Here is a 25,503-nt window from a genome sequence, read left to right on the forward strand (position 1 = left end):
TAGAACGCTATGAAACAGGTCCTTTTTGTTCGTCCCGACAGCCGTGAGGACGGGAAAATCATGTGGTGTGAGTCGGGAAGCGAACAGGTTACAACCCTGGACACCCCGCAGGCGCTGCATACCCTTGCCGATCATCCGCTGGCCGCGCGCGTCTGTCTGCTGCTGCCCGCCAGCGAGATGATCTTCCGCCACTTTACGCTGCCGAAGAAAGTCGCGTCGCAGGCGACCGCCTTCTCGTGGATGGCGGAGGAGACCCTGATCGGCGAGGTGGACGATCTCCACTGGACGGTGCTGAACAAAAAAGGCGCCGAGGTGGACGCCGTGGCGATAGATACCGCCCGCCTGCAGCAGTGGCTGACCCGCTTTCACGAGGCGGGCCTGAAGGTGATTCAGGCCCTGCCGGACGCCTGGCTGCTGCCGGTGACGGCGGGCGGAAGCACGCTGGTCGCGCAGGAGGAGAACTACTGGCTGCGCTTATCCCCGCATACCGCCTGTAACGTTGAGGCGGGCCTCTTGCCGCTGCTGATGCAAAAAGCCGGAGACGGCGAGGTGCGTTGCTACGGGGAGATCCCGCCGGGCGTTGACGTTGACGAACCGCTGGCGGGTGAACATCCACTGGTGCTGATCCAGCCCCAGTGGCAGGCGTGCCGCGTCAACCTGCTGCACGGTGCGTTCAGCGCGAAGGCGACCAGCGCGAGGGCGGCGAAAGGGATGAAGGCCGCCGTCGCGGCGATGGGGCTTCTCTCTCTGGGCCTGCTGCTCGGCCCCCGCATCGCCCTGGCGTGGATGCTGGTCGATCAGGAAAATCAGGTCCAGCAGGAGATGGTCCAGCTCTATCAGCACCATTTTCCTAGCATGCGCCAGCAGACCAACATCAAGTACCACTTCGGGCAGAACATCAAGAAGCAGCCTAAGGGCATTTTTTTGCAGATGGACGAGCTGGAAAAAATCCGTCAGTCCGTTCCGTCAATGGAAATTACGCTGCTTGAATATGACGACACGCAGGGGGGCCTGACGTTAAGCGTGAGTGCGCAAAACGAGCAGGCGTTACAGGACTTCATTCATCAGGCCAGCGCGAATTTTGATTTTACGTTACAGCCTATTTCAAAGGACGCGCCGTATACGGCCATGATTACAGGGAAATATAAATGAAAGGGCGAATTGCACAGCTTAAATCTCGTTATCAACAATACAGCGTCAGAGAACAACGCATTTTAAAAATAGCGGCGGGAGCCTTATTCGGCGCCGTCATCTATTACGCGGGGGTAATACCCCTGGATAACATGATAAAAAATAGCCAGGCGACGCTGGCGCGACAAACTGAAACGGTAAACTGGATGAAAACAGAAATTGATAAAAACCATCTGCCGGTGCTACAGGTGAAAACCGATAATCCACGCAGCGTGGTGGAGAATAGTGCGCATGAAATTAACCTGACCTTGACCGATATTCGCCAGGACGGTCAGACCCTGGCCTTTGTGGTGAACCGGGTCAACGTCTATGAATTAAAAAACTGGCTGCGTGAGATGAACCTCGCCTCCGGTGTCAGGCTGGAGAAAATAAACCTCACGCCGGTGGATCACCTGAGCGACGTGAAGGCCGAAATCCAGCTGACCTGGAAAAAAGTGGCATGAACGGGCTGATGCTCATCAGGGAGAGTTATCCCGTCGGGTTTGCCGCGATGAGCGGCGTGCTCGGCGCGATCCTGGGGAGCTTTCTCGGCGTCGTGGTGGACCGCGTGCCGGGGATGGTGATGGAGGAGGCGTGCCGCAGCAACCTGCTTTTCCCGGCATCGCATTGTCCCGTCTGCCAGCATGCGCTGCGCGCCTGGGAGAATATCCCGCTGCTGAGCTGGCTGGCGCTGCGGGGACGCTGCCGCTGCTGTCAGTCGGCGATTCCGCTGCGGTTATTTTTACTCGAACTGGTGATGGCGCTGTTCTTTGGCGTCACCGCCTGGTGGATACCGGGCTTAGCATCCCTTTTCTCGCTGTGGGTGCTGGCGGCCTTTCTGCTGCCGCTGGCGATGATTGATAGACAGCACCAGCTGCTGCCCGACTGCCTGACGCAGCCGCTGCTGTGGGCCGGGCTGCTGTTCCACGCCTTCAGCCACGGACTGCCCCTGCGTGATGCGCTGCTGGGCGCGGTGGCGGGCTATCTTTCGCTCTGGCTGGTGTACTGGGCGTTTCGTCTGCTCACCCGCCGGGAAGGGCTGGGCTACGGCGATTTTAAGCTGCTGGCGGCGCTGGGCGCCTGGTGCGGCTGGCAGGCGCTGCCTGAGATTGAATTAATTGCCGCATTAAGCGGCATCGTGGGTTATTTGCTTTTAAATAAATTAAATAAAAATAACCTCACCATCGCTTTCGGACCTTATCTGGCTTTTGCTGGAATAGCACTCTATACCAGCCAGTTATTTGCGCTCACATATTAAATAACCGGGTCAAGTTTTTTTATCAATTTTTTCGACGGGGAAAGAGAAGGACGATCTTTTATCCTCAGTGTATCGTAAAAGGCATAAGCTACACGGAGTTTTAGCTTGTATCTTTTAATGGAGGAATACAACGCGTCTTTAAGGTTTGGGTAACGGCTGTCTGCGTATTTAAAAAACGCACTATGTGAATAATATTCCATGTTTTAAAGGAAGACATGGGTCAATTACGTTTACGAATAAATTTATCAGGAAATAAAAATGAAATTTATTAAGCCTAAATATCTGGCGCTCTTTATTGCAGCGGCAACCGGTTCTGCATTCGCAGCTGCGCCAGGTGCACCGACCATCGGCTACGGCAATGACAAATTTGCGCTGGTGGAAGTGGATCAGGCCGCGCAGGATTACAACAGCCTCGTCAAGGTGCATAACGACGGCGTGGATGTGAAAGTCGAGTGGAACGTGTGGAGCGGCGACGCGCCAACCTCTGCAAAAGTGCTGCTCGATGGTCAAACCGTGTGGACCGGTGCAGCCGGTGCAAGCGGCTCAGCCACCTTTAAGGTGAAAAAAGGCGGACGTTATCAGGAACAGGTGGAAGCCTGTAACGCCAGCGGCTGTACCAAAAGCGCCAGCAAGCTGATCATCGTGGCGGACACCGACGGCAGCCATCTGCTGCCGCTGAACGCACCGCTGCAGGAGAACAACAAAACGTTCGCCAAACATCCTGATAAAGTGGTTGCGGCGTACTTCCCTGAATGGGGCGTTTACGATCGTAACTTCCCGGTTGATAAAATCCCGGCTGCAAACCTTAACCACATCCTCTATGGCTTCATTCCAATCTGTGGCGGCGACGGCATTAACGACGGCCTGAAAACCGTTGAGGGCGGCAACAGCTTCTCCGTGCTGCAGCGCGACTGCGCCGGACGTCCGGACTTTACCGTGGCCATCCATGACCCGTGGGCTGCTCTGCAAAAACCGCAGGCGGGCGTCGCCGACTGGGACGACCCGTACAAAGGGAACTTTGGCCAGCTGATGGCGCTGAAAAAAGCGCATCCTGACCTGAAAGTGCTGCCATCCATCGGCGGCTGGACCCTGTCCGACCCGTTCTACCACATGGGCGACCCGGCAATCCGCTCTCGCTTCGTGGCCTCCGTGAAGGAGTTCCTGCAGACCTGGAAATTCTTTGACGGCGTGGACATCGACTGGGAATTCCCGGGCGGCGGCGGCGTGACTGAAACCAAAGGCAACCCGCAGCAGGATAAAGCCACCTACACGGCGCTGATTCACGATCTGCGTACCATGCTGAACGAGCTCTCCGCGCAGACGGGTCGTACCTATGAGCTGACCAGCGCCGTGGGTGCAGGCCGCGACAAGATCGAAGACGTGGATTACACCACCGCTCAGCGCGACCTCGACCATATCTTCCTGATGAGCTACGACTTCTACGGCGGCTGGAGCAACACCGAGCTGGGCCACCAGGCCGCGCTGCGCGCGCCGTCATGGCGTCCGGACACGAACTACACCACCGAGAACGGCGTGGACGCGCTGCTTGCTCAGGGCGTACAGCCAGGCAAGATCGTGGTGGGTGCGGGAATGTATGGCCGCGGCTGGACTGGCGTGCATGGCTACACCGGCGACAATCCGTTCACCGGTACCGCAACCGGCATGGTGAAAGGCACCTGGGAACCGGGCGTAGTGGACTATCGTCAGATTATGAACGAGTACAAAGGCAAGCCAGGCTGGGAATCCGGCTACGATGCGACTGCCGAAGCGCCGTACGTCTTCAATAAGGCAACGGGGGATCTGATCTCCTATGAAGATGCACGCTCTACCACGGCAAAAGGGAAGTACGTGCTGTCGAAAAACCTGGGCGGCCTCTTCGCCTGGTCTATCGACTCCGATACCGGCGACATCCTGAACGCGATGAACGAAAGCCTGATGGGCGGCTCTGCGCCAGTTGATCCGGTCGTGACCAACCATGCGCCGGTTGCCACCGCGGTTGACCAGACGGTAACCGGTCCGGCTACCGTGACCCTGGACGGTTCGGCTTCAACCGATCCAGACGGTGATGCCATCACCTACAAATGGACCCAGATCTCTGGCCCATCGGTGACCCTCACCAACAGCACCAAAGCGAAGGCTTCCTTCAACGTGGCGGCCGTCACCAGCAACCAGACGCTGGCGTTCCGACTGACCGTGACCGACGCGAAGGGGCTGAGCAACTCCGCTGATGTTCAGGTCGTTAACAAAGCGCCAAAAGCGAACCAGGCGCCGGTGATTAACCCAATGCAGAACGTCACCCTGCAGGCAGGCGAAACCTATGCCCTGCACGCGCAGGCGGCGGATCCAGACGGTGATGCGCTGACCTACGCCTGGAGCGTACCGGCTGATATGCACGCGACCGGTACCGATAGCGCGAACGTGAACATCACCGCGCCTGAGGTGAGCTCTGAGTCGTCCTATACCCTGAGCGTGGTGGTGAGCGATGGCAAGACCAGCGTTCAGTCCAACGTCCAGGTCGTGGTCACACCAAAACCGGCTGACGAAGTGACGCCTCCGGCAGAAGACGTCACCCCGCCTGCGGATGAAGTGACGCCACCGTCAGACGAGGTGACCCCGCCGTCTGATGAAGGTACGGCGACCGGCAGCTGCGATAAGCCTGTTGACGCCAACGCCAGCAAATATCCGGCGTGGGAATCCAGCAAAATTTACAACACGGGCGATACCGTCAGCTTCGACCATCTGGTGTGGAAAGCGAAATACTGGACGCAGGGCAACCAGCCTGACTTCGGCGTGGACGCATGGGAAATGGTAAGCAACGTGAAGATGAACTGGCGCTCTGACCTGGCATACAACGGCGGCGAAACCACGACCTACCAGGGTAACGTTTACCGCGCGAAATGGTGGACACAGGGTGATAACCCGGCCAACAGCGACGTATGGGTGAAAGAAGGCGCATCAACCGATTGCAAATAACCTTCTGAACCGTGAATTGCGGGAATGATATCAACCCGCAATGGTTGGTCACACCCCACTTCGGGTGTGACCAACACTTCAGAATGATCGCTAATTATGAGCAGGAAGAGGTTCAGTATTTAAGAGCAGGTGCTCATGAAACGCGTGATTTTATTTTTACTGCTGTTTAGTCAAAGCGTATTTGCGAACTGTTGGGATAACGCCGGACATTATTATCACGTCGATCCGTGGCTGTTATATGCGATTGCCAAAGTGGAATCCGGAATGAATCCCTACGCGGTAGGCTGGAACCACGACGGCACGCGTGACGTCGGGTTGATGCAGATTAATAGCTCGCACTTCAGCGAGTTAGAGCGTCAGGGGATTGATGAGAACCAGCTTATGACTGAGCCCTGTACCTCCATTATGGTCGGCGCGTCCATCCTGTCCGGGATGATAAAAGTGTATGGCTATAACTGGGAAGCGGTAGGCGCCTATAACGCCGGGTTGAAAAAAGAAAATTATCCGCAGCGCATGCGTTATGCCCATAAAGTGTGGGCGAAGTATCAGCAAATAAAGTCGGGTAAATAACGATAGCGTCATTTTTGTTTTTTGAAGAATTCCTTTTGGTGTTCTTCAGAAAATGAAAAAGAACCACACTCTCAGGCTTATTTATTAAGGGAGTAATACATAAGCCGGGAATGTACTCACCCTAGTTGCTTAAATACAGGATTATTTGAAATGACGAAAAGGACATTACTGAGCGTTCTCGTGGCGGGAGCATGCATTGCACCCTTTATGGCGCAGGCTGCATCACTGCAGGCGGCCAGCAGCGAGCCGTACACCATGAAAGCCAGCGATCTGGCGAAAAAGGAAAAAGAGCTGACCAATTTCCCGCTGATGGTTTCGGTGAAAGACACCATTGCGACTCTGGACAACAGCCTCGTTGAGCAGATTGAGCCAGGTCGTGCGTCGAACCCTGACAACGTCAAGCGCGTGGAAGGGATCGTGAAGGCCAGCGACTGGGAATATCTCTTCCCGCTGCGCGCTCAGTCTTACACCTACAGTAACTTCCTGAAGGCTGTTGGTAAATTCCCGGCACTGTGTAAGACCTATAACGATGGTCGCGACAGCGACGCCATTTGCCGCAAAGAGCTGGCGACCATGTTTGCCCACTTTGCGCAGGAAACCGGCGGTCATGAAAGCTGGCGTCCGGAAGCCGAATGGCGTCAGGCCCTGGTTCACGTTCGTGAAATGGGCTGGACTGAAGGCCAGAAAGGCGGCTATAACGGCGAATGTAACCCTGACATCTGGCAGGGGCAGACCTGGCCATGCGGTAAGGACAAAGACGGCGACTTCGTAAGCTACTTTGGCCGCGGCGCGAAGCAGCTGTCTTACAACTACAACTACGGTCCGTTCTCGGAAGCGATGTTTGGCACCGTCCGCACCCTGCTCGACAAGCCTGAGCTGGTGGCGGATACCTGGCTGAACCTGGCGAGTGCGATCTTCTTCTTCGCCTATCCGCAGCCGCCAAAACCAAGCATGCTGCAGGTTATCGATGGCACCTGGCAGCCAAACGATCACGATAAAGCCAACGGCCTGGTTCCTGGCTTCGGCGTGACCACCCAGATCATCAACGGTGGCGTAGAGTGCGGCGGTCCGACCGAGATTGCCCAGTCTGAAAACCGCATCAAGTACTACAAAGAGTTCGCGAACTACCTGAAAGTGCCAGTTCCGGCGAATGAAGTGCTGGGCTGCGCCAACATGAAGCAGTTCGATGAAGGCGGCTCCGGCGCGCTGAAGATCTACTGGGAGCAGGACTGGGGATGGAGTCCGGATACGCCGGACGGTAAGACCTACTCCTGCCAGCTGGTGGGTTACCAGACGCCGTTCAGCGCGTTCAAAGAGGGTGACTACACCAACTGCGTTAAGAAGTTCTATAACGTGAACATCATTAACGATGACGGCTCGGCAGTGACCCCAGGCGAAGACAAAACTCCGGCAGACACCAAGCCGCCAGCGGATACCACGCCAGCGGAAGATACCACCCCTGTTGAACCGGCAACCGTGAATCACGCTCCTGTGGCGCAGATTGCGGGCCCAATCGGGGCAGTTGAAGCGGGTGCGCAGGTTTCCCTGAGCGCGGAAGGCTCCACAGACGCCGACGGTAACAAGCTGACCTACACCTGGCGTTCCCAGGATGGCCAGACCGTGACCGGTCAGGACAAAGCGGTGGTGACCTTCAAGGCACCAGAGTCTGCAACGGCTCAGCAGTACGAAATCGGCCTGACCGTCAGCGATGGCGAACTGACCAGCACCACGTCCTACCTGCTGAACGTGAAAGCGAAAGCCACGTCTAAGGACGAAGGCACTTCCGGCTCTTACGCCGCGTGGAGCGCGAACAGCAAGTACAACGCAGGTGATATCGTGAACAACCACGGTAAACTGTTCCAGTGCAAACCGTTCCCGTACAGCGGCTGGTGTAACAACTCTCCGGCATACTACGAACCAGGCGCTGGCCTGGCGTGGGCAGATGCCTGGACAGCTCTGTAAAAGCAAACGGCAACCCTCGGGTTGCCGTTTTCGTACATGAGGCTAATGGGGCGAGGGGGCAGTACGGAGCAGTTGTAGGCCCGGTAAGGCGAAGCCGCCACCGGGCAAAAAGGCTAGCGATGAAGCTTCCCGTGATCCCGTAACCACGCCGCCGTGCGCATAATCCCTTCATCCAGCGTAACAACCGGTTTATACCCCAGCTCATTCTCCGCCCGCGAAATATCCAGCGTGAAGTCAAAGTTGAGTTTAGAGACGCCGTAATGCGTCAGCGCAGGCTCTTTGGCTGTTTTACTGCCAAAGCGCTCCATGCTGCGGGCAATCATATCCAGCATGGGATAGGGAACAGAACGGATACGGCAGTCGATCTGCAGCTCGTCGATCAGCCGCTGCACAATGCTGCGCAGCGTGCAGGGTTCGCCATTAGTGATGTTATAGGCGCGACCGGAGATCAGCTTATCGCAGTCCGGCTGGCTGGCCAGCCACATGGCGTGAACGGCATTTTCGTAATAGGTCATATCCACCAGCGCATCGCCGCCGCGCGGCAGCAGCACGCTGCCGTAGTGGTGCATCATCTGCGCCAGACGGGGAATAAATACCTTGTCGTGCGGCCCGAACAGGCTCTGCGGACGCAGGACCGTAAAGCGGGTATGCGGGTTTGACTGCGCCAGCAGGTCAATGACCTCTTCGCTGGCCGCCTTGCTGCGGGCAAATTCACAGGCAAAGCGGGCAGGGCGGAAATCTTCCTGCACGTCGCGATGGTGGTGATAGTCGAAATAGAGTGACGGTGAAGAGATATGAATAAAGTTACGCACGCCCCAGGCAACGGCCCATTCACCCAGACGGCGGGTGGCCCGCACGTTGGCCAGATCGAAGGCTTCCTGGGTCCCCCACGGGGAGGTAAAACTGGAACAGTGCCATAGCGTGTCGATACCGGCGAGCATCACTTTCGCCTGCGAGGAGACGAGCTCCGTCAGGTCGGCATGGACGAACTCTGCGCCCATTTTTTGCAGCAGTTTACCCATCGCTTCGTTGCGACCGGTAGCCCTGACGCTGATGCCTTTATTGCGCAGAAATTCGACCGCATTTCGGCCTAAGCCGCTGGTCGCCCCGGTAACCAGTACCTTCATAGCTATCCACTGTGTTGAAAAGAATTTCGTGCGCATTCTTTCGTGAATTACGGCGCTATGCAATGGGAAAGGTGAAAGAAAGAGAGTTTTATTTAGATCTTTTCCGTCTTTTGTTCTGCCCGTTGTGCAATGCGTTTCGCCATGCCCCGGAAGATAAACAGGTGGGCAGGGATCATCAACAGCCAGTAGAACAGACCCGGCATTCCATGCGGATGCCACCATGCGCGGACGTCCAGTTCACGATGATCGCCTTTGTCTTTCAGGGTAAAGCAGAGTCGGCCCAGCCCCGGGGCTTTCATGCCGAACAGCAGCGCCAGCTGTTTTTCCGGCTCGACAATAATCACCTTCCAGCTGTCAACCGCGTCACCCACCTCAAGATACGGGCGTGCCGGGCGGCCTTTTGCCAGCCGGTGGCCCACCAGCAGGTCCAGTGCCCCGCGCGTTTGCCAGAGGAGATTACCGAAGAAATACCGTTCTTTGCCGCCAATCTGGTTCACCACCTCCCACAGCGCGGCCAGGCTGGCGCCGGTTTTCATCGTACAGCCCGCCTGTTTCGGGTAATAACCATACTCCGGCCGCCAGCGGGCAAAGGCCTGGGCGTCGTAACCCCAGTCGCTGGAGTTCACCAGCTTTTCTTCTTCCTTGAGCGTGTTGCGCACGGCATCGTCAAAGCGGATCAGGTCCTGAGGAATTAAGGCGCGCAGCGCGCGATCGTCGGCCAGTAAATCATGCTTCAGCCCCTGAATAAGCGCTTTGGCGGTCGTCGGCGGCACCGAGGTGATGACATTCAAAAACCACACCGAAATCCAGCGGGTCGGGAAGGGAATGGGGATCAGCCAGCGGCGGCGTCCGCTGACGCGCATGAAATGTTCGAACTGCTCCTGATAGCTCAGCACGTCCGGGCCTGCCGCCTCGAGCACGCGGTGTTGCTCCGCCGGATGATCCAGCAGGGCCACCAGATAATGCAGCAGGTTCTCCAGCGCAATCGGCGTGGTGCGCGAACGGACCCAGCGCGGCGGCGTGAGCACCGGCAGGTTGTAGACCATATCGCGCATCACTTCGAAGGCGGCAGAGCCTGCGCCGACGATGATCCCGGCGCGCAGTTCGGTGACGGGGATATTTGCCCCCCGCAGGATGTCCGCCGTCAGCTGGCGGGCGCGCAGGTGATCGGACTGCTCGTGTTCAGGCGCCTGGAGTGAACTGAGAAAAATCACCTGCTTCACTGGGGTTTGCAGCAGGGCATCGCGGACATTCATCGCCACCTGACGCTCGTGGGCGATAAAATCCCCGCCTTCGCCCATGCTGTGCACCAGGTAGTAAAGGGTGTCGACCCCGTCCAGTAGCGTGGGAAGTGACTTCGGCCAGTTGAGGTCAACGTTGTGACAGGTAACGCCCGCTAAACTGAGTTTTTGCAGGCGTTCGGTGTTGCGTGCCGCAGCCAGCACCTGGTGCCCCTGCTGGCTTAACGCCGCGGTGAGATGCTGACCGATATACCCGCTGGCGCCGAGCACCAGAATGCGTTGCGGCACGTGATGCTCCTTATCGCTGTAAAAACGCCTGCCAGTGTTTCACCACGTCGGTCAGCTGCTCGCGGCTGACGTCGAGATGCGTGACCAGACGCACGACAGGCGAGGCGTTGATCAGCACGCCACGTGCTTTCATAAATTCACCCAGCGCAGCGGCGTGGTCATCGCCCACGCGAACGAACAGCATGTTAGTGTCGTGGCGCATCACGTCGGCGCCAATTTCACGCAGCTGCGCCGCCATCCACGCGGCGTTGTCGTGATCGTCCTTCAGGCGCGCCACGTTATTTTTCAGGGCATACAGCCCCGCAGCTGCCAGAATACCCGCCTGACGCATACCGCCGCCGGTCATTTTGCGCCAGCGGTTGGCACGCTTGATGTAGTCCGCATTGCCGACGAGTAGCGAACCCACTGGGGTGCCCAGCCCTTTAGAGAGGCAGATGGTGAACGAGTCGCAGTATTGTGTAATCTCTTTCAGCTCGCAGCCGTACGCCACCACGGCGTTGAAGATGCGCGCGCCGTCCACGTGCAGGCCCAGCCTGCGTTCGCGGGTAAACTCCCATGCGGCTTTCAGGTATTCGCGCGGCAGCACTTTGCCGTTGTGGGTGTTTTCAAGGCTGAGCAGCCTGGTGCGGGCAAAGTGAATATCGTCGGCTTTGATTTTCGCCGCGACCTTATCAAGGGGCAGGGTGCCGTCCGGCGCGGCGTCAATCGGCTGCGGCTGAATGCTGCCGAGCACCGCGGCACCGCCGGCTTCGTAGAGGTAGTTATGCGCGCCCTGGCCGACAATGTACTCTTCACCGCGCTCGCAGTGGCTGAGCAGCGCCACCAGGTTGGCCTGCGTGCCGGTGGGCAGGAACAGGGCGGCCTCTTTTCCGCTCAGCTCTGCGGCATAGCGCTGCAGTTCGTTTACCGTCGGGTCGTCGCCGTAGACGTCGTCCCCGACCGGGGCGGCCATCATCTCTTCGAGCATGGCGCGACTCGGGCGGGTAACGGTATCACTGCGTAAATCAATCATGGCATGTCCTTATATTTAAAAAGGCGATGCCAGATGTTTTACCTGAGCCAGTTGGTTTTTGCCAGTTCGATCACCTCGTCACCGCGACCGCTGATGATGGCGCGCAGCATGTACAGGCTAAAGCCTTTGGCCTGCTCAAGCTTGATCTGCGGCGGGATCGCCAGCTCCTCTTTGGCGACGACCACATCCACCAGTACCGGGCCGTCGATGGAGAAGGCGCGCTGCAGGGCTTCATCCACCTCGGAGGCTTTCTCCACGCGGATGCCGGTGATGCCGCAGGCCTCGGCGATGCGGGCAAAGTTGGTGTCGTGTAGCTCGGTGCCGTCCGTCAGATAGCCGCCGGCCTTCATCTCCATCGCCACGAAGCCCAGCACGCTGTTGTTGAAGACCACGATTTTCAGCGGAAGCTTCATCTGCACCACCGACAGGAAATCGCCCATCAGCATGCTGAACCCGCCGTCGCCGCACATCGCCACCACCTGGCGCTCCGGCGCTGTCGCTTTTGCGCCCAGTGCCTGCGGCATGGCGTTGGCCATCGAGCCGTGGTTGAACGAGCCGAGCAGACGGCGCTTGCCGTTCATTTTCAGGTAGCGTGCCGCCCAGACGGTTGGCGTGCCTACGTCGCAGGTGAAAATGGCATCGTCGTCCGCGAAATGGCTGATCTGCTGCGCCAGATACTGCGGGTGAATGGCTTTGTCGCTCGGTTTGGCGAGATCGTCCAGACCCTTGCGGGCATCGCGATAGTCGCTTAGCGCTTTATCGAGGAACTTGCGATCGGTTTTCTCTTCCAGCAGCGGCAGCAGGGCGGCAAGGGTGGATTTGATGTCGCCCACCAGCGCCATATCGACCTTGCTGTGCGCGCCGATGCTGGCCGGGTTGATATCAATCTGAATGATTTTGGCATCCGTCGGGTAGAACGCGCGGTACGGGAACTGGGTGCCGAGCAGGATCAGCGTGTCGGCGTTCATCATGGTGTGGAAGCCGGAAGAAAAACCGATCAGTCCGGTCATGCCCACGTCGTACGGGTTATCGTATTCGACGTGCTCTTTGCCGCGCAGGGCGTGGACGATCGGCGCTTTCAGCTTACCGGCAAATTCCAGCAGCTCCTTGTGCGCGCCCGCGCAGCCGCTGCCGCACATCAGGGCGATATTGCTGGCGTAACGCAGCAGTTGCGCCAGCTTTTTCAGCTCCTCCTCGGCTGGCGTCACCACCGGCTGCGGCGCGTGATACCAGTGGGTGCTGGCCCCTTCTGGCGCAGCCTTGAGGGCCACGTCGCCCGGAATAACGACCACCGAAACGCCGCGATTTAGCACGGCCTTGCGCATGGCGATCGCCAGAACCTGCGGGATCTGCTCCGGGGATGAAACCAGTTCGCAATAGTGGCTGCATTCACGGAACAGCTCCTGCGGATGCGTCTCCTGAAAATAGCCGCTGCCGATTTCGGACGAGGGGATGTGGGCGGCAATCGCCAGCACCGGCACGTGATTGCGGTGGCAGTCGAAGAGACCGTTGATCAGGTGCAGGTTACCTGGCCCGCAGGATCCGGCGCAGACGGCCAGTTCACCGGTAAGCTGCGCTTCAGCACCTGCGGCGAACGCGGCAACCTCTTCATGGCGGGTCGGCATCCATTCGATGGTCTTCATCTTGTTAAGGCTGTCGCTGAGTCCGTTCAGGGAATCGCCGGTGACGCCCCAGATACGTTTTACGCCAGCCTGTTCGAGCGTTTTCGCTATATATGCAGCCACGGTTTGTTTCATGGTTGTCCGTCTCCTTTTTGTGATAACGCTTACAAGCTTAGAAGAAAGTCTCCGTATTGCCCGTCAAATCCCCCCAATTAAAAGGCGCTTTTCACGCGCAATTATTCGGCATAATCTGGTGATACCTCAGTGAAAACAGGAATCATTTCAAATGGTTAAATCATTGTTAATTGCTGTTAATGAAAAGCTATCGTGCGACGATCTTGGCAAACTCTTGTTACGACTTGCCGTCGGCGGGCTGATGCTCTTTCACGGTTTGCATAAGCTGTTTGGTGGGGTGGGCTTTATCAGCGGCATGCTGGTGGAGAAAGGGCTGCCGGGGTTTATTGCCTACGGCGTGTTGATTGGCGAAGTGGTGGCGCCGATCCTGATTATTGTCGGGCTCTTTACGCGCCCGGCCGCGCTGGTGTTGGCGTTTACGATGATCGTGGCATGGCTGATGGTGGGAATGGGGGAAACGCTCGCCCTTGATAAGGTTGGGGCATGGGCGATTGAAAGCCTGGTGTACTTCTTTATCGGCTCGCTGGCGGTGGCGTTTTTAGGCGCAGGGCGGTTTGCGCTGGGAAAAGCGCCTGCGTGGCGGTAGGGGTTGGAATCTGTTCCGAGGGAAGGGGTCTACGGACCCTTTTTATTGGTGAGTTTTAACTTGTTGATTTCACAACGGTGAATTGTAGGTGGTGAAAAAGGAGTTACGGAGAATTTTAGGGGGATTTCTTTATATCACAAGAAGATAGGTGTAGATTGTTCCAGTTCACTGCCGTACAGGCAGCTTAGAAAAATGGCAGCTACCGAATGAACAGCAATATAAAGTTCACTGCCGTACAGGCAGCTTAGAAACGTAAAAGACGCCGTAATGTCTCGCAAAATGCGTTCACTGCCGTACAGGCAGCTTAGAAAACCCAGATATTCTGGGCGCTGGACACGAGAATGTTCACTGCCGTACAGGCAGCTTAGAAAAGGAAGTAATCAAGAGCCCGGAAAAGCTGGAAGTTCACTGCCGTACAGGCAGCTTAGAAAGGAAACCCGGTATCGTTTAACGCCGTGTTAACGTTCACTGCCGTACAGGCAGCTTAGAAAGTGAGTGGCTTGCCAGCCTAACCGCTTCCGCCGTTCACTGCCGTACAGGCAGCTTAGAAAACGAAACGAAAGTCTATAACCGGCGCATCGCTGTTCACTGCCGTACAGGCAGCTTAGAAATGACGGTTCGGTCTCCCGGCCATCGTTCTGACGTTCACTGCCGTTCAGGCTGCTTGGAAAGTTCCGTTCGTCGCGATAAGGCCAAGAGGATTTGTTCACTGCCGTACAGGCAGCGTAGAAAGCACTTCAGCCGGGTAAGCGTCGGTGGTTAGGGTCGAATGCCGAACAGGCAGTAGGCACAACGTAGGCCGGGTAAACGTAGTGCCACCCGGCAAAAAAGCCCGGTGGCGCTGACGCTTACCGGGCCTACGAACGAACGTTTATCGTTTATGCGAGAACCAAATCCCCCTGCGGATGGCACGAGCATGCCAGCACGTAACCCTCGGCAATTTCCGCGTCGGACAACGTCATGGTGCTGTTGACGGTGTACTCCCCGGAAACCACCTTCGTTTTACAGCAGCCGCACACCCCGGCACGGCAGGCCGCCGCCACCGGCACGTGGTTGCTTTCCAGCGCCTCCAGCAGCGTGGTCCCCACGCGGCCAAAGAAGGTCTGCGCAGGCTGCAGTTTGGTAAACGTAATCCCGCTGGTTGCTGCTTCCGCCACCGGCGTGAAGAACTGCTCTTTGAAGAAACGGGTCACGCCGAGCGCTTTCACGTCTTCTTCCACGATAGCCATGTACGGCGCCGGGCCGCAGGTCATCACGGTGCGGTTCGCGATATCCGGCACGCTTTGCAGCAGCTCGCGGCTCAGGCGACCGGGAATAAAACCGTGCGTCGCGTGATGTTCCGCTACCAGCGTCACCGGGTAGTTGTGCCACTCCTCGGCAAAAATGACATCGTCCGGAGAGCGCACGCTGAAGATCACCTGCACGTCGGCCTGCGGGCGGTTTTTTGCCAGCCAGCGGCGCATTGACATAATCGGCGTCACGCCACAGCCTGCCGCCAGCAGCAGGAATTTCTCTTCCGCTTTGTCGTCACAGGTGAATTCACCCTGCGCATCGGACAGCCAGATATAATCCCCGCGCTTCACGTCCCGGGTCAGCCATTCTGAACCGGCTCCGCCTTCAATGCGACGGACGGTAAGCGTGATGTACTCGCTCACGCCCGGCGTGGAAGAAAGGGTGTAGGCGCGCAGGGTGTCTGCCGAATGGCGAACGCTAACCAGCGCATACTGACCCGCACGGTACGGATAGTAGTCGTGGCACAGCAGCGACAGCGTCCACACATCCGGCGTCTCCTGATGGATGTGATGAACCTGCATGCGCCACGGGCAGTGTGAGGTTGGCATGGTCATGAGTTACTCCTTACGCGCTCAGCAGCTGCTTCATATCGTCTTCAACGTTGGTCACGGAGCGCAGACCGAATTTTTCATTGAGCACCGCCAGCAGGTCCGGCGTCAGGAAGCCTGGCGCGGTCGGGCCAGTCACGATGTTAGTCACGCCCAGAGAGAGCAGGGTCAGCAGGATGACAATCGCTTTCTGCTCAAACCACGAGAGCACCAGTGACAGCGGCAGGTCGTTCACGCCGCAGCCCAGTTTCTCCGCCAGGGTAACGGCCAGAATGATGGCCGAATAAGCATCGTTGCACTGGCCCGCATCGATCAGGCGCGGCAGGCCTTCGATGTCGCCGAAGTCCAGCTTGTTGAAACGGTATTTGCCACACGCCAGGGTCAGGATCAGGCAGTCTTCCGGCACGCGGGTGGCGAAATCGGTAAAGTAGTTACGCTCGCCGCGCGCGCCGTCGCAGCCGCCGACGAGGAAGATGTGGCGCAGCTTTTCACGGCTGACGAGATCGATCAGCGAATCGGCGGCACCGAGCAGGGTTTCACGACCGAAGCCGACGGTGATCAGGTGCGGGATCTCGCTGTACGGGAAGCCTGCCATCTGCTGCGCCTGGGCGATAACCGGACCGAAATCGTCACCTTCAAGATGACTCACGCCCGGCCAGCCGACGATGCTGCGGGTCCAGATGCGGTCGTCATACGCGCCCACGGTCGGGTCGATGATGCAGTTAGAGGTCATCACGATAGGGCCAGGGAAGCGGGCAAATTCCACCTGCTGGTTCTGCCAGCCGCTGCCGTAGTTACCGATCAGGTGCTTAAACTTACGCAGCTCCGGATAGCCGTGCGCCGGCAGCATTTCACCGTGGGTATAGACGTTAACGCCGGTGCCTTCGGTCTGCTTCAGCAGGTTGTAGAGATCTTTCAGGTCATGACCGGAGATCAGGATACATTTACCCTCGGTCGCTTTGACGTTGACCTGCGTTGGGGTCGGATGGCCGTAGGTGCTGGTTTCACCGGCGTCCAGAATGCTCATCACCCTGAAGTTCATCTGCCCGATTTCCATCGAGCATGCCAGCAGCGCGTTCATATCGGCAGGCCAGGTGCCCAGCCACGCCATGATTTTATGGTATTGCGCGTAAATGTCGTTGTCGTATTGACCGAGCACATGCGCGTGCTCCATATAGGCTGCCGCGCCTTTCAGGCCGTACAGGCACAGCAGGCGAAGGCCGAGAATGTTCTCGCCAATCGCCGCTTTGTCTTTATTCGGCGTGAATTCTGCCGCCTGACGCTGCAGCTCGCCCAGATCGTCACTCACCAGCTGAAGGTCTGACATCGGGTTTTCCACGCGGGCGCAGGCATCCGCCTTCAGACACTGCGCTTTCAGCGCTTCACGCAGGGCAATGGCTTCGCGGGCATAGCCAACAATGCGCGGAGAGTCGAAGTTAACGTTGGTTAGCGTGGAGAAGAAGGCGCGCGGGGCGAAGCTGTCGACGTAGTGGTCGATGATGCCATATTCGCGGGCTTTAAACGCCCATGCGGAAAGGCCTTGCAGGGCCGCAATCAGCAGGTCCTGAAGGTCAGATGTTTCTGCGGTTTTGCCGCACATACCCTGTGCATAAGAGCAGCCATTGCCTGCCGGGGTACGGATGGTTTGTTCACATTGCACACAAAACATAATCACACCTGTTAAAGTTATATTTAATATACATGTTTAAGGTTATGCCTGTGCCAGAACGGTGAAAAGGGCTTTTTACTACAAAATAGAGGGAGATTGATTTAGCGCAATTTTGGCGGCAGGAACCCTACCGCCAAAGAAGTATCAGGCCGAGAAGACGGCCATCAGAACCGGAACCAGCAGGCTTAAAATAAAGCCGTGAACGATGGCGGCGGGCACCATCTCCAGCCCGCCAGAGCGTTGTAACACTGGCAGGGTAAAGTCCATCGACGTCGCGCCGCACAGGCCCAGCGCGGTAGAGCGGCTGCGGCGAACCAGTCCTGGGATCAGCATAATGGCGAGCAGTTCACGCGCCAGATCGTTAAAGAAGGCGGCGCTGCCAATCACCGGACCGAATGATTCGGTCAGCAAAATACCGGAGAGGGAATACCAGCCAAAACCTGACGCCATCGCGAGGCCGGTTTTCAGCGGCAGGTCGAGAATAAAAGCGTTAATCACGCCCGCCACCATGGAACTGGCGATAACAATGACCGCGACCATCATTCCCCGACGGTTCAGAACAATTTGCTTCAGCGTCATGCCATTATTTCGCAGCTGGATACCGATCAGGAACAGCAGGAAGATCAGCGTATATTCACTGGCCTCTGTTGCGTGCTGTAAAAACGCCCAGCCGGTCAGCCCAAGCAGAAAACCGAGCACCACGACGCCGCACAGTTTTAATGATTCCAGCGCCATCGCAATTCGGGAAGGCAGCTTTTCCTGATGATGATGGTTTTTCCACGGAACGGTGCGCTCAAGCCAGAATAATGCGGCGATATTACACAGCAAAATAACCACCACGGTGACCACCGAATAATGCAGGATGGAAAGCAAATTCGTCGCCAGATTATCCAGGAAGGCCAGGCTTATCCCCATAAAGAAAAGAATGACGTAAACAATCCAGCTGAGAAAACGGTTGATGAGCCGTAATGCGGATTCTCTGTGCAGCGGAATAAGGTAGCCCACAATCAGGGGCAGCAGAATAATGAGGAGTCCTGAAAACATGAACAGCCGGTCCTTTTGAGTATCTGTTGAGCGCCAGAGACACTACCCAATAAAGGCTGTCAGGTAAAGGAGCAATAAAAAAGCCGGGTGGCGGCTGCGCCTTACCCGGCCTACAAGTGCACTTTCACGTAGGTCGGGTAAGCGTTAGCGCCGCCCGACACCGCGCGCAATTAATCGCGTTTTTCCAGCAGGGTGCGGTACAGCACGCCACCCAGGATACCGCCGATAATCGGCATGACCCAGAACAGCCACAGCTGCTCAAGCGCCCAGCCCCCCTGGAAGATGGCGACGGCGGTACTGCGCGCCGGGTTAACGGAGGTGTTGGTGACCGGAATCGAAATCAGGTGAATAAGGGTCAGCGCCAGACCAATCGCAATAGGGGCAAAGCCTGCTGGCGCGTGTTTATAGGTTGCGCCGTGGATCACCAGCAGGAAGCCTGCGGTCAGCACAATTTCAATCACGATGGCTGACAGCATGGAATAACCGCCCGGAGAATGCTCGCCGAAGCCGTTAGAGGCGAAGCCGCTGGCCGCCGCGTCGAACCCGGCTTTACCGCTGGCAATCACGTACAGAACGCCCGCTGCGATAATACCGCCAACCACCTGGGCGACAATATAACCAATCACCTCTTTCGCCGGAAAACGACCGCCGGCCCATAAACCTAACGTTACTGCCGGGTTAAAATGACCGCCGGAAATATGCCCCACGGCAAAGGCCATGGTTAATACGGTTAAACCAAATGCCAGCGCGACGCCGACAAAACCGATACCTAATTCCGGGAATGCTGCTGCCAGAACGGCGCTACCGCAGCCACCAAATACCAGCCAGAATGTACCAAAGCATTCTGCAGCCAATTTTCTAAACATAACCACCTCAAATAATTTTCCGCACGCTTTCCCGCGCGCGGGATATATCGCCATAAAGGGATGACGACTCAAAGAGTCCGTATTTTAAAAACCAACAACACCCCTTCGCCACTTAAATAAATTCGATTAATTTGATTTAAGGCAATGTGATGTCAATCCTTGTTCAAATCAGCGGTAAATAGAGCATAGACCAATTCTCGCCACGGTGAATGTTGTGCTGTCGTGACAGGGCGCCTCCCGCTATACTGCTGATAACTTAAAGGAAAAAGTGTTCATTGCGCGGGGGATTTATGCTTCTCGAACGTGTGGAAATTGTCGGGTTTCGCGGTATTAACCGCCTGTCGCTGCAGCTGGAACAGAACAACGTCCTGATCGGCGAGAACGCGTGGGGTAAGTCCAGCCTGCTGGATGCGCTGACGTTACTGCTTTCGCCCGAAGACGATCTGTATCACTTCGTTCGCGATGATTTCTGGTTCCCGCCCGGCGACGTGACGGGGCGCGAGAAGCACCTGCATATCATCCTGACGTTCCGCGAATCCGAGCCCGGACGGCATCGGGTGCGTCGCTTCCGCCCGCTGTCACCCTGCTGGGTGCCGTGCGATGACGGCTTCCACCGGATTTTCTATCGGCTGGAGGGTGAAATGGCGGAAAACGAGGGCGTGTTGACCCTGCGTGATTTTCTTGATGAGAAAGCCAGTCCGATCCCGCTGGACAATATCGACGATCTGGCCCGCCACCTGATCCGCCTGACGCCGGTGTTGCGCCTGCGCGACGCGCGTTTTATGCGGCGTATACGTAACGGTACCGTCCCGAATATGCCGGAAGTGGAAGTCACCGCCCGCGAGCTGGATTTTCTGGCAAGAGAGCTGGTGTCGCGTCCGCAAAATCTGACCGATGGTCAAATTCGTCAGGGGCTGTCCGCGATGGTACAGCTTCTGGAGCACTATTTTTCCGAGCAGGGGACGTCGGAGTCGCGCCATCGCCTGATGCGCCGCCGCTCTCATGACGAGCAGCGCAGCTGGCGCTACCTCGATATCATTAACCGGATGATTGACCGGCCCGGCGGTCGTACCCATCGTGTGATTTTGCTGGGGCTGTTTTCAACGCTACTGCAGGCCAAAGGCACTGTTCGTCTTGACCGGGACGCCCGGCCGCTGCTGCTGGTGGAAGACCCGGAAACGCGCCTGCATCCCATCATGCTCTCCGTGGCATGGCATCTGCTGAACCTGCTGCCGCTCCAGCGCATTACGACCACCAATTCCGGTGAGTTATTATCGCTAACGCCGGTAGAGCACGTCTGTCGTCTGGTGCGTGAATCTTCCCGCGTCTCCGCCTTCCGCTTAGGTCCGGGGGGATTGAACGCGGAAGACGGGCGGCGCATCGCGTTTCATATTCGCTTTAACCGCGCGTCGTCGCTCTTTGCCCGCTGCTGGCTGCTGGTGGAAGGAGAGACGGAAACCTGGGTCATCAACGAACTGGCGCGCCAGTGCGGCCACCATTTTGATGCGGAAGGCATTAAGGTGATTGAATTTGCCCAGTCGGGATTAAAGCCGCTGATAAAATTTGCCCGCCGGATGGGGATCGAGTGGCACGTTCTGGTCGACGGTGATGAGGCGGGCAAAAAATATGCCTCCACCGTACGCAGCCTGCTGAATAACGAGCGAGAAGAAGAGCGCGACCATTTAACCATGCTGCCCGCCATGGACATGGAGCACTTTATGTATCGTCAGGGGTTCGACGACGTATTCCACCGAATTGCCATGGTGCCGGTCGATGTCCCGATGAACATGCGGCGCGTGATCGCCAAAGCTATTCATCGTTCTTCAAAACCGGATTTAGCCATTGAAGTGGCGACGGAAGCGGGGAGACGGGGCGTGGAGGCGGTGCCGACCCTGCTGCGGAAGATGTTCTCCCGCGTGCTATGGCTGGCACGCGGGAGAGCGGATTAACGTTGAGTCGCCTGGTTCACCTGCTGAATCAGGCTATCCAGCAGCGCGTAGCGGCGGCGATATTCGGAACGCTTTTTGCTCGCGATCTCTTCCATCGGTTTGCGCGGCATGACGAGGGGCAGCATAAAGTTGCCGCTATCCTGCTTTTCACCGCCGATGGAGATCCAGAAACTGTCGTAATCGGCCAACAGTTTCCCCTCTTTTTTCTTGCGGTAGCGCCAGCTGCGATAAATATGGGTGTCGTTACTGACGGCGACAATCTGTTCTACCGGGAAGGCGGTGCCGAGCGTCATGGCGGCTTCGACCAGCAGACGTTTCGGGAACAGACCATGGCAGGCCTTCGTCGCGCCCTGGATCAGCTCATGGGGAACGTGGGCTTTTGCGCCCTGCAGGCCGCCGATAAACAGCGTCGATTTTCCCTCAAACTGGCACAGGGTGAAGGTCATCTCGGCCAGCACCGTATTCTGATGGTCGCAGAAGGCGAGGGTGGCTTCCCCTTCTTTATCCAGAAACGCATCGGCGCACAGGCGGACGGTAAATTGCTCTTCATCTTTACCGGTTAAGGTGAGCAGCGTGAAGCCCTTTTTCGACAGATAGCCCGAGAGCAGCGATGCCGGCATATGGCGGCTCATCGTTTGATAGTGCCAGTTAAGGGACTCAAGGACCTGCTGGCGATTCATATTCACCGTCAGCCAGGGGCGATGCAGACGGCACGGCAGTCCTGGCTGTACCTGCAGCATTTGCATCAGGCTCGGCTGTTTTGCAAGGCTCGTCAACAGGCGAGCGGTACTTACAGGCGTCGCCAGCGAACGTAGCATGAATTTACGTCGATAGGCGGGGTTTTGCCACGCCAGCCCTGGCGTGAGCTTACCGGAAGCCAGATGACTGAAGAGCTGCCAACCCGATGCAGGCTGTGGCAGGTTTGAAAAAGGTGTATCGACGATGGAAGACATGTTAGATCCTGCTTCTTGATGAAGATTTCCATTTCAGCAGGCGAACGTTCAACGTCTCGTAAACAAATTGTGACGATTTCGGAGAACAGGGGTTTCGTTGAGGAGTCGTTTAGATAGAATCAGCATTTATCATTGCCAGAACATTTATTTGGAATATTTATGAACCTCAAGGGAAAACGCAGAACGCTGTTTCTGCTGCTGGCGGTCGTGGTGTTAGCCGGTGGATACTGGCTATGGCAGGTGCTGAATGCGCCAGTGCCGCAGTATCAGACGCTGATTGTTCGCCCGGGCGAACTGCAGCAAAACGTCCTCGCGACGGGCAAGCTTGATGCCCTGCGCAAGGTTGACGTCGGCGCGCAGGTCAGCGGTCAGCTGAAAACGCTGTCGGTTGAGATTGGCGATAAGGTGAAAAAAGGCCAGCTGCTCGGCGTGATCGATCCTGAACAGGCTGAGAACCAGATCCGCGAGGTGGAAGCCACGCTGATGGAGCTGCGCGCGCAGCGTGCGCAGGCGCAGGCAGAGCGTAACCTGGCCCAGGTGACGCTGACCCGTCAGCAGGCGCTGGCCAAAACCCAGGCGATCTCGAAGCAGGATTTAGACACGGCCACCACGGAACTGGCGGTGAAGCAGGCGCAGATTGGCACGATTGACGCGCAAATCAAACGTAACCAGGCCTCGCTGGATACGGCAAAAACCAACCTCGACTACACCCAGATCGTGGCGCCGATGGCCGGTGAGGTCACTCAGATCACCACGCTGCAGGGGCAGACGGTGATTGCCGCGCAGCAGGCGCCAAACATTCTGACGTTGGCGGACATGAGCACCATGCTGGTCAAAGCCCAGGTCTCCGAGGCGGATGTGATCCATCTGAAGCCGGGGCAGAACGCCTGGTTTACGGTGCTGGGCGACCCGCAGACGCGCTACGAAGGCGTGCTGAAGGACATTCTGCCGACGCCGGAAAAAGTGAACGATGCCATCTTCTACTATGCCCGTTTTGAAGTGCCGAACCCGAAGGGCGTGCTGCGTCTCGACATGACCGCGCAGGTGCATATTCAGCTGACTGGTCTGAAGAACGTGCTGACCATTCCGCTCTCTGCGCTGGGTGAATCCGCCGGGGAAAGCCGCTATAAAGTGAAAGTGCTGCGCAACGGCGAAACGCGCGAGCGCGAAGTGGTGATTGGCGCGCGCAATGACACCGACGTGGTGGTGGTGAAAGGGCTGGAAGAGGGTGAGGAGGTTGTTGTCAGTGAAAGCCTGCCCGGAGCCGCGAAATGACGGCATTGCTTGAGCTGAAGGACATTCGCCGCAGCTATCCGTCGGGCGATGGGCCGGTGGAGGTGCTGAAGGGCATCTCCCTGCGCGTGGAAGCGGGCGAGATGGTGGCGATTGTCGGGGCATCGGGTTCCGGTAAATCGACGCTGATGAACATTCTCGGCTGTCTGGATAAGCCGACCAGCGGGACCTATCGCGTGGCCGGAACGGATATCTCCACGCTGGATGGCGACGCGCTGGCGAAGCTGCGCCGGGAGCACTTCGGTTTTATCTTCCAGCGTTACCATCTGCTTTCTCACCTCAATGCCGCGCAGAACGTGGAAGTTCCGGCGGTCTATGCGGGCGTCGAGCGGAAAAAACGGCTCGAACGCGCGCAGATGCTGCTGACGCGCCTGGGGCTGGCGGAGCGGGTGGAGTACCAGCCCTCGCAGCTGTCCGGCGGCCAGCAGCAGCGCGTGAGTATTGCCCGCGCCCTGATGAACGGCGGGCAGGTGATCCTCGCGGATGAGCCAACCGGCGCACTCGACAGCCATTCCGGCGAAGAGGTGATGGCGATCCTGCACCAGCTACGCGATCAGGGGCATACGGTCATTATCGTGACCCACGATCCGCAGGTGGCGGCGCAGGCGGAGCGAATCATTGAGATCCATGACGGCGAGCTGGTCAGCAACCCGCCGCCGCGTGAGTCCAGGGCTGCGGCGCCGAAAGAAGTGCTTCCGGCATCAACCGGCTGGGGACAGTTTTCCAGCGGCTTTCGTGAAGCACTGACCATGGCCTGGCTGGCAATGGCGGCCAATAAAATGCGTACCCTGCTGACCATGCTCGGCATCATCATCGGTATTGCCTCGGTGGTGTCGATTGTGGTGGTGGGCGATGCGGCCAAGCAGCTGGTGCTGGCCGATATCCGCGCAATCGGCACCAATACCATTGACGTCTATCCCGGCAAAGACTTCGGGGACGACGAGCCGCAGTATCAGCAGGCGCTGAAATACGACGATCTGGCGGCCATTCAGAAGCAGCCGTGGGTCAACTCCGCCACGCCTGCGGTGTCGCAGAATCTGCGCCTGCGGGTGGGCAATGTTGACGTGGCTGCCAGCGCGAACGGCGTCAGCGGGGATTATTTCAACGTCTACGGCATGACCTTCAGCGAAGGTGCCACCTTCAACGCCGAGCAACTGGCGGGCAGGGCGCAGGTGGTGGTGCTGGACGCGAATTCGCGCAGACAGCTCTTCCCCAATAAAGCCAACGTGGTGGGCGAAGTGATCCTGGTCGGCAACATGCCTGCCACGGTCATCGGTGTGGCGGAAGAGAAACAGTCGATGTTTGGCAGCAGCAAGATCCTGCGCGTCTGGCTGCCCTATACCACCATCTCCGGGCGGATTATGGGGCAGTCCTGGCTCAACTCCATCACCGTGCGCGTGAAGGAGGGCTACGACAGCGCGCTGGCCGAGCAGCAGCTGGAGCGGCTGTTAACCCTGCGCCACGGGAAGAAGGATTTCTTCACCTGGAATATGGACGGCCTCTTGAAAACGGCGGAAAAGACCACACGTACTCTTCAGCTGTTCCTCACGCTGGTGGCGGTGATTTCGCTGGTCGTCGGCGGCATCGGGGTGATGAACATCATGCTGGTGTCGGTAACCGAGCGAACCCGGGAGATTGGCATCCGCATGGCGGTCGGGGCCAGAGCCAGCGACGTGCTGCAGCAGTTTTTGATTGAAGCCGTGCTGGTGTGTCTGGTCGGCGGTGCGATGGGGATTGCGCTCTCGATGATGATCGCCTTCGCGCTCCAGCTCTTTTTACCCGGCTGGGAGATTGGCTTCTCGCCGGTGGCCATTATTACCGCATTCTTGTGTTCGACCTTTACCGGCATTTTGTTTGGCTGGTTGCCCGCCCGCAACGCGGCGCGGCTGGATCCGGTGGATGCGCTGGCTCGGGAATAACCCGAAAATAAAAATGCCAGCCGAT

Annotated in this window: 19 protein-coding genes and 1 CRISPR repeat array; of the genes, 10 read left to right on the top strand and 9 right to left on the bottom strand. The window is 57.7% G+C overall.

Features of this window, described 5'->3' with window-relative positions; genetic code table 11:
- Positions 1-9: 9 nt before the first annotated feature.
- From gspL to V1572_RS10050, 6 genes are all read left to right on the top strand, one after another.
- Positions 10-1,152, top strand: coding sequence for a type II secretion system protein GspL (gene gspL / locus V1572_RS10025; RefSeq protein WP_196346056.1), 1,143 nt, complete (start codon positions 10-12; stop codon positions 1,150-1,152).
- The gene (gspM, locus tag V1572_RS10030; protein ID WP_045908415.1) at positions 1,149-1,634 is read left to right on the top strand and encodes a type II secretion system protein GspM; all 486 of its coding nucleotides are present in this window, start codon (positions 1,149-1,151) and stop codon (positions 1,632-1,634) included. The genes gspL and gspM overlap by 4 nt, the downstream gene beginning before the upstream one ends.
- A complete protein-coding gene (locus tag V1572_RS10035) occupies positions 1,631-2,428 on the top strand; it encodes a prepilin peptidase (RefSeq protein ID WP_111966995.1) in 798 nt (265 codons plus the stop codon). Before gspM ends, V1572_RS10035 begins: the two co-directional genes overlap by 4 nt.
- Before the next feature lie 258 nt (positions 2,429-2,686).
- Positions 2,687-5,401: a glycosyl hydrolase family 18 protein gene (locus V1572_RS10040; protein ID WP_069719526.1), complete on the top strand. Its 2,715-nt coding sequence runs from the start codon at positions 2,687-2,689 to the stop codon at positions 5,399-5,401.
- Between the two features lie 135 nt (positions 5,402-5,536).
- The gene (iagB, locus tag V1572_RS10045) at positions 5,537-5,971 is read left to right on the top strand and encodes a type III secretion system invasion protein IagB (RefSeq protein WP_048027141.1); all 435 of its coding nucleotides are present in this window, start codon (positions 5,537-5,539) and stop codon (positions 5,969-5,971) included.
- A 150-nt stretch (positions 5,972-6,121) separates the two neighbouring features.
- Positions 6,122-7,933 (top strand): glycoside hydrolase family 19 protein, encoded by a 1,812-nt coding sequence (locus V1572_RS10050; RefSeq protein ID WP_395299923.1) that lies wholly within the window; start codon positions 6,122-6,124, stop codon positions 7,931-7,933.
- A gap of 113 nt (positions 7,934-8,046) precedes the next feature.
- On the opposite strand, the gene V1572_RS10055 is transcribed toward V1572_RS10050, so the two are convergent.
- The 4 genes from V1572_RS10055 to poxB form a co-directional block, all read right to left on the bottom strand.
- Positions 8,047-9,060 (bottom strand): NAD-dependent epimerase/dehydratase family protein, encoded by a 1,014-nt coding sequence (locus tag V1572_RS10055; protein ID WP_032649241.1) that lies wholly within the window; start codon positions 9,058-9,060, stop codon positions 8,047-8,049.
- Between the two features lie 92 nt (positions 9,061-9,152).
- A complete protein-coding gene (locus tag V1572_RS10060; protein ID WP_395299924.1) occupies positions 9,153-10,589 on the bottom strand; it encodes a DUF2867 domain-containing protein in 1,437 nt (478 codons plus the stop codon).
- A 10-nt stretch (positions 10,590-10,599) separates the two neighbouring features.
- Positions 10,600-11,601 carry a low-specificity L-threonine aldolase gene (gene ltaE / locus V1572_RS10065; RefSeq protein ID WP_045908408.1) on the bottom strand — a complete coding sequence of 334 codons (1,002 nt, stop codon included), beginning with the start codon at positions 11,599-11,601 and terminating at the stop codon, positions 10,600-10,602.
- Between the two features lie 38 nt (positions 11,602-11,639).
- Positions 11,640-13,358, bottom strand: coding sequence for a ubiquinone-dependent pyruvate dehydrogenase (poxB, locus tag V1572_RS10070; RefSeq protein WP_023343670.1), 1,719 nt, complete (start codon positions 13,356-13,358; stop codon positions 11,640-11,642).
- Positions 13,359-13,509: 151 nt separating this feature from the next.
- Between poxB and V1572_RS10075 the strand changes: the two genes are divergently transcribed.
- Positions 13,510-13,944 carry a DoxX family protein gene (locus tag V1572_RS10075; RefSeq protein ID WP_045908406.1) on the top strand — a complete coding sequence of 145 codons (435 nt, stop codon included), beginning with the start codon at positions 13,510-13,512 and terminating at the stop codon, positions 13,942-13,944.
- A 163-nt stretch (positions 13,945-14,107) separates the two neighbouring features.
- Positions 14,108-14,676: direct repeats of the CRISPR family, unit length 28 nt; unit sequence GTTCACTGCCGTACAGGCAGCTTAGAAA.
- 146 nt (positions 14,677-14,822) lie between these two features.
- On the opposite strand, the gene hcr is transcribed toward V1572_RS10075, so the two are convergent.
- The 4 genes from hcr to aqpZ all read right to left on the bottom strand — a co-directional run bounded on the left by hcr (position 14,823) and on the right by aqpZ (position 19,364).
- On the bottom strand, positions 14,823-15,791 hold the full coding sequence (gene hcr / locus V1572_RS10080) for an NADH oxidoreductase (protein ID WP_395299925.1): 969 nt from the start codon (positions 15,789-15,791) through the stop codon (positions 14,823-14,825).
- A 10-nt stretch (positions 15,792-15,801) separates the two neighbouring features.
- Entirely contained in the window at positions 15,802-17,454 is a 1,653-nt protein-coding gene (hcp, locus tag V1572_RS10085; RefSeq protein ID WP_395299926.1) for a hydroxylamine reductase, read from the bottom strand.
- 144 nt (positions 17,455-17,598) lie between these two features.
- A complete protein-coding gene (locus V1572_RS10090; RefSeq protein WP_045908403.1) occupies positions 17,599-18,498 on the bottom strand; it encodes a lysine exporter LysO family protein in 900 nt (299 codons plus the stop codon).
- A gap of 170 nt (positions 18,499-18,668) precedes the next feature.
- Entirely contained in the window at positions 18,669-19,364 is a 696-nt protein-coding gene (gene aqpZ, locus V1572_RS10095; protein ID WP_395299927.1) for an aquaporin Z, read from the bottom strand.
- Between the two features lie 290 nt (positions 19,365-19,654).
- On the opposite strand from aqpZ, the gene V1572_RS10100 reads away from it, so the two are divergent.
- Positions 19,655-21,313: an ATP-dependent endonuclease gene (locus V1572_RS10100; protein WP_048222285.1), complete on the top strand. Its 1,659-nt coding sequence runs from the start codon at positions 19,655-19,657 to the stop codon at positions 21,311-21,313.
- Here V1572_RS10100 and V1572_RS10105 read toward each other — a convergent pair.
- A complete protein-coding gene (locus tag V1572_RS10105) occupies positions 21,310-22,266 on the bottom strand; it encodes a VirK/YbjX family protein (RefSeq protein WP_395299928.1) in 957 nt (318 codons plus the stop codon). The two genes, V1572_RS10100 and V1572_RS10105, sit on opposite strands and share 4 nt — an antisense overlap.
- Positions 22,267-22,425: 159 nt before the next feature.
- On the opposite strand from V1572_RS10105, the gene macA reads away from it, so the two are divergent.
- Both macA and macB read left to right on the top strand, forming a co-directional pair.
- Positions 22,426-23,541, top strand: a complete 1,116-nt coding sequence (gene macA, locus V1572_RS10110) for a macrolide transporter subunit MacA (RefSeq protein ID WP_045908400.1) — start codon at positions 22,426-22,428, stop codon at positions 23,539-23,541.
- Positions 23,538-25,478 (top strand): macrolide ABC transporter ATP-binding protein/permease MacB, encoded by a 1,941-nt coding sequence (macB, locus tag V1572_RS10115; protein ID WP_045908399.1) that lies wholly within the window; start codon positions 23,538-23,540, stop codon positions 25,476-25,478. The genes macA and macB overlap by 4 nt, the downstream gene beginning before the upstream one ends.
- The last annotated feature ends 25 nt before the right edge of the window (positions 25,479-25,503 follow it).

This window comes from Enterobacter quasiroggenkampii (assembly GCF_043972695.1).
GTDB classification, from domain to species: Bacteria; Pseudomonadota; Gammaproteobacteria; order Enterobacterales; family Enterobacteriaceae; genus Enterobacter; species Enterobacter quasiroggenkampii.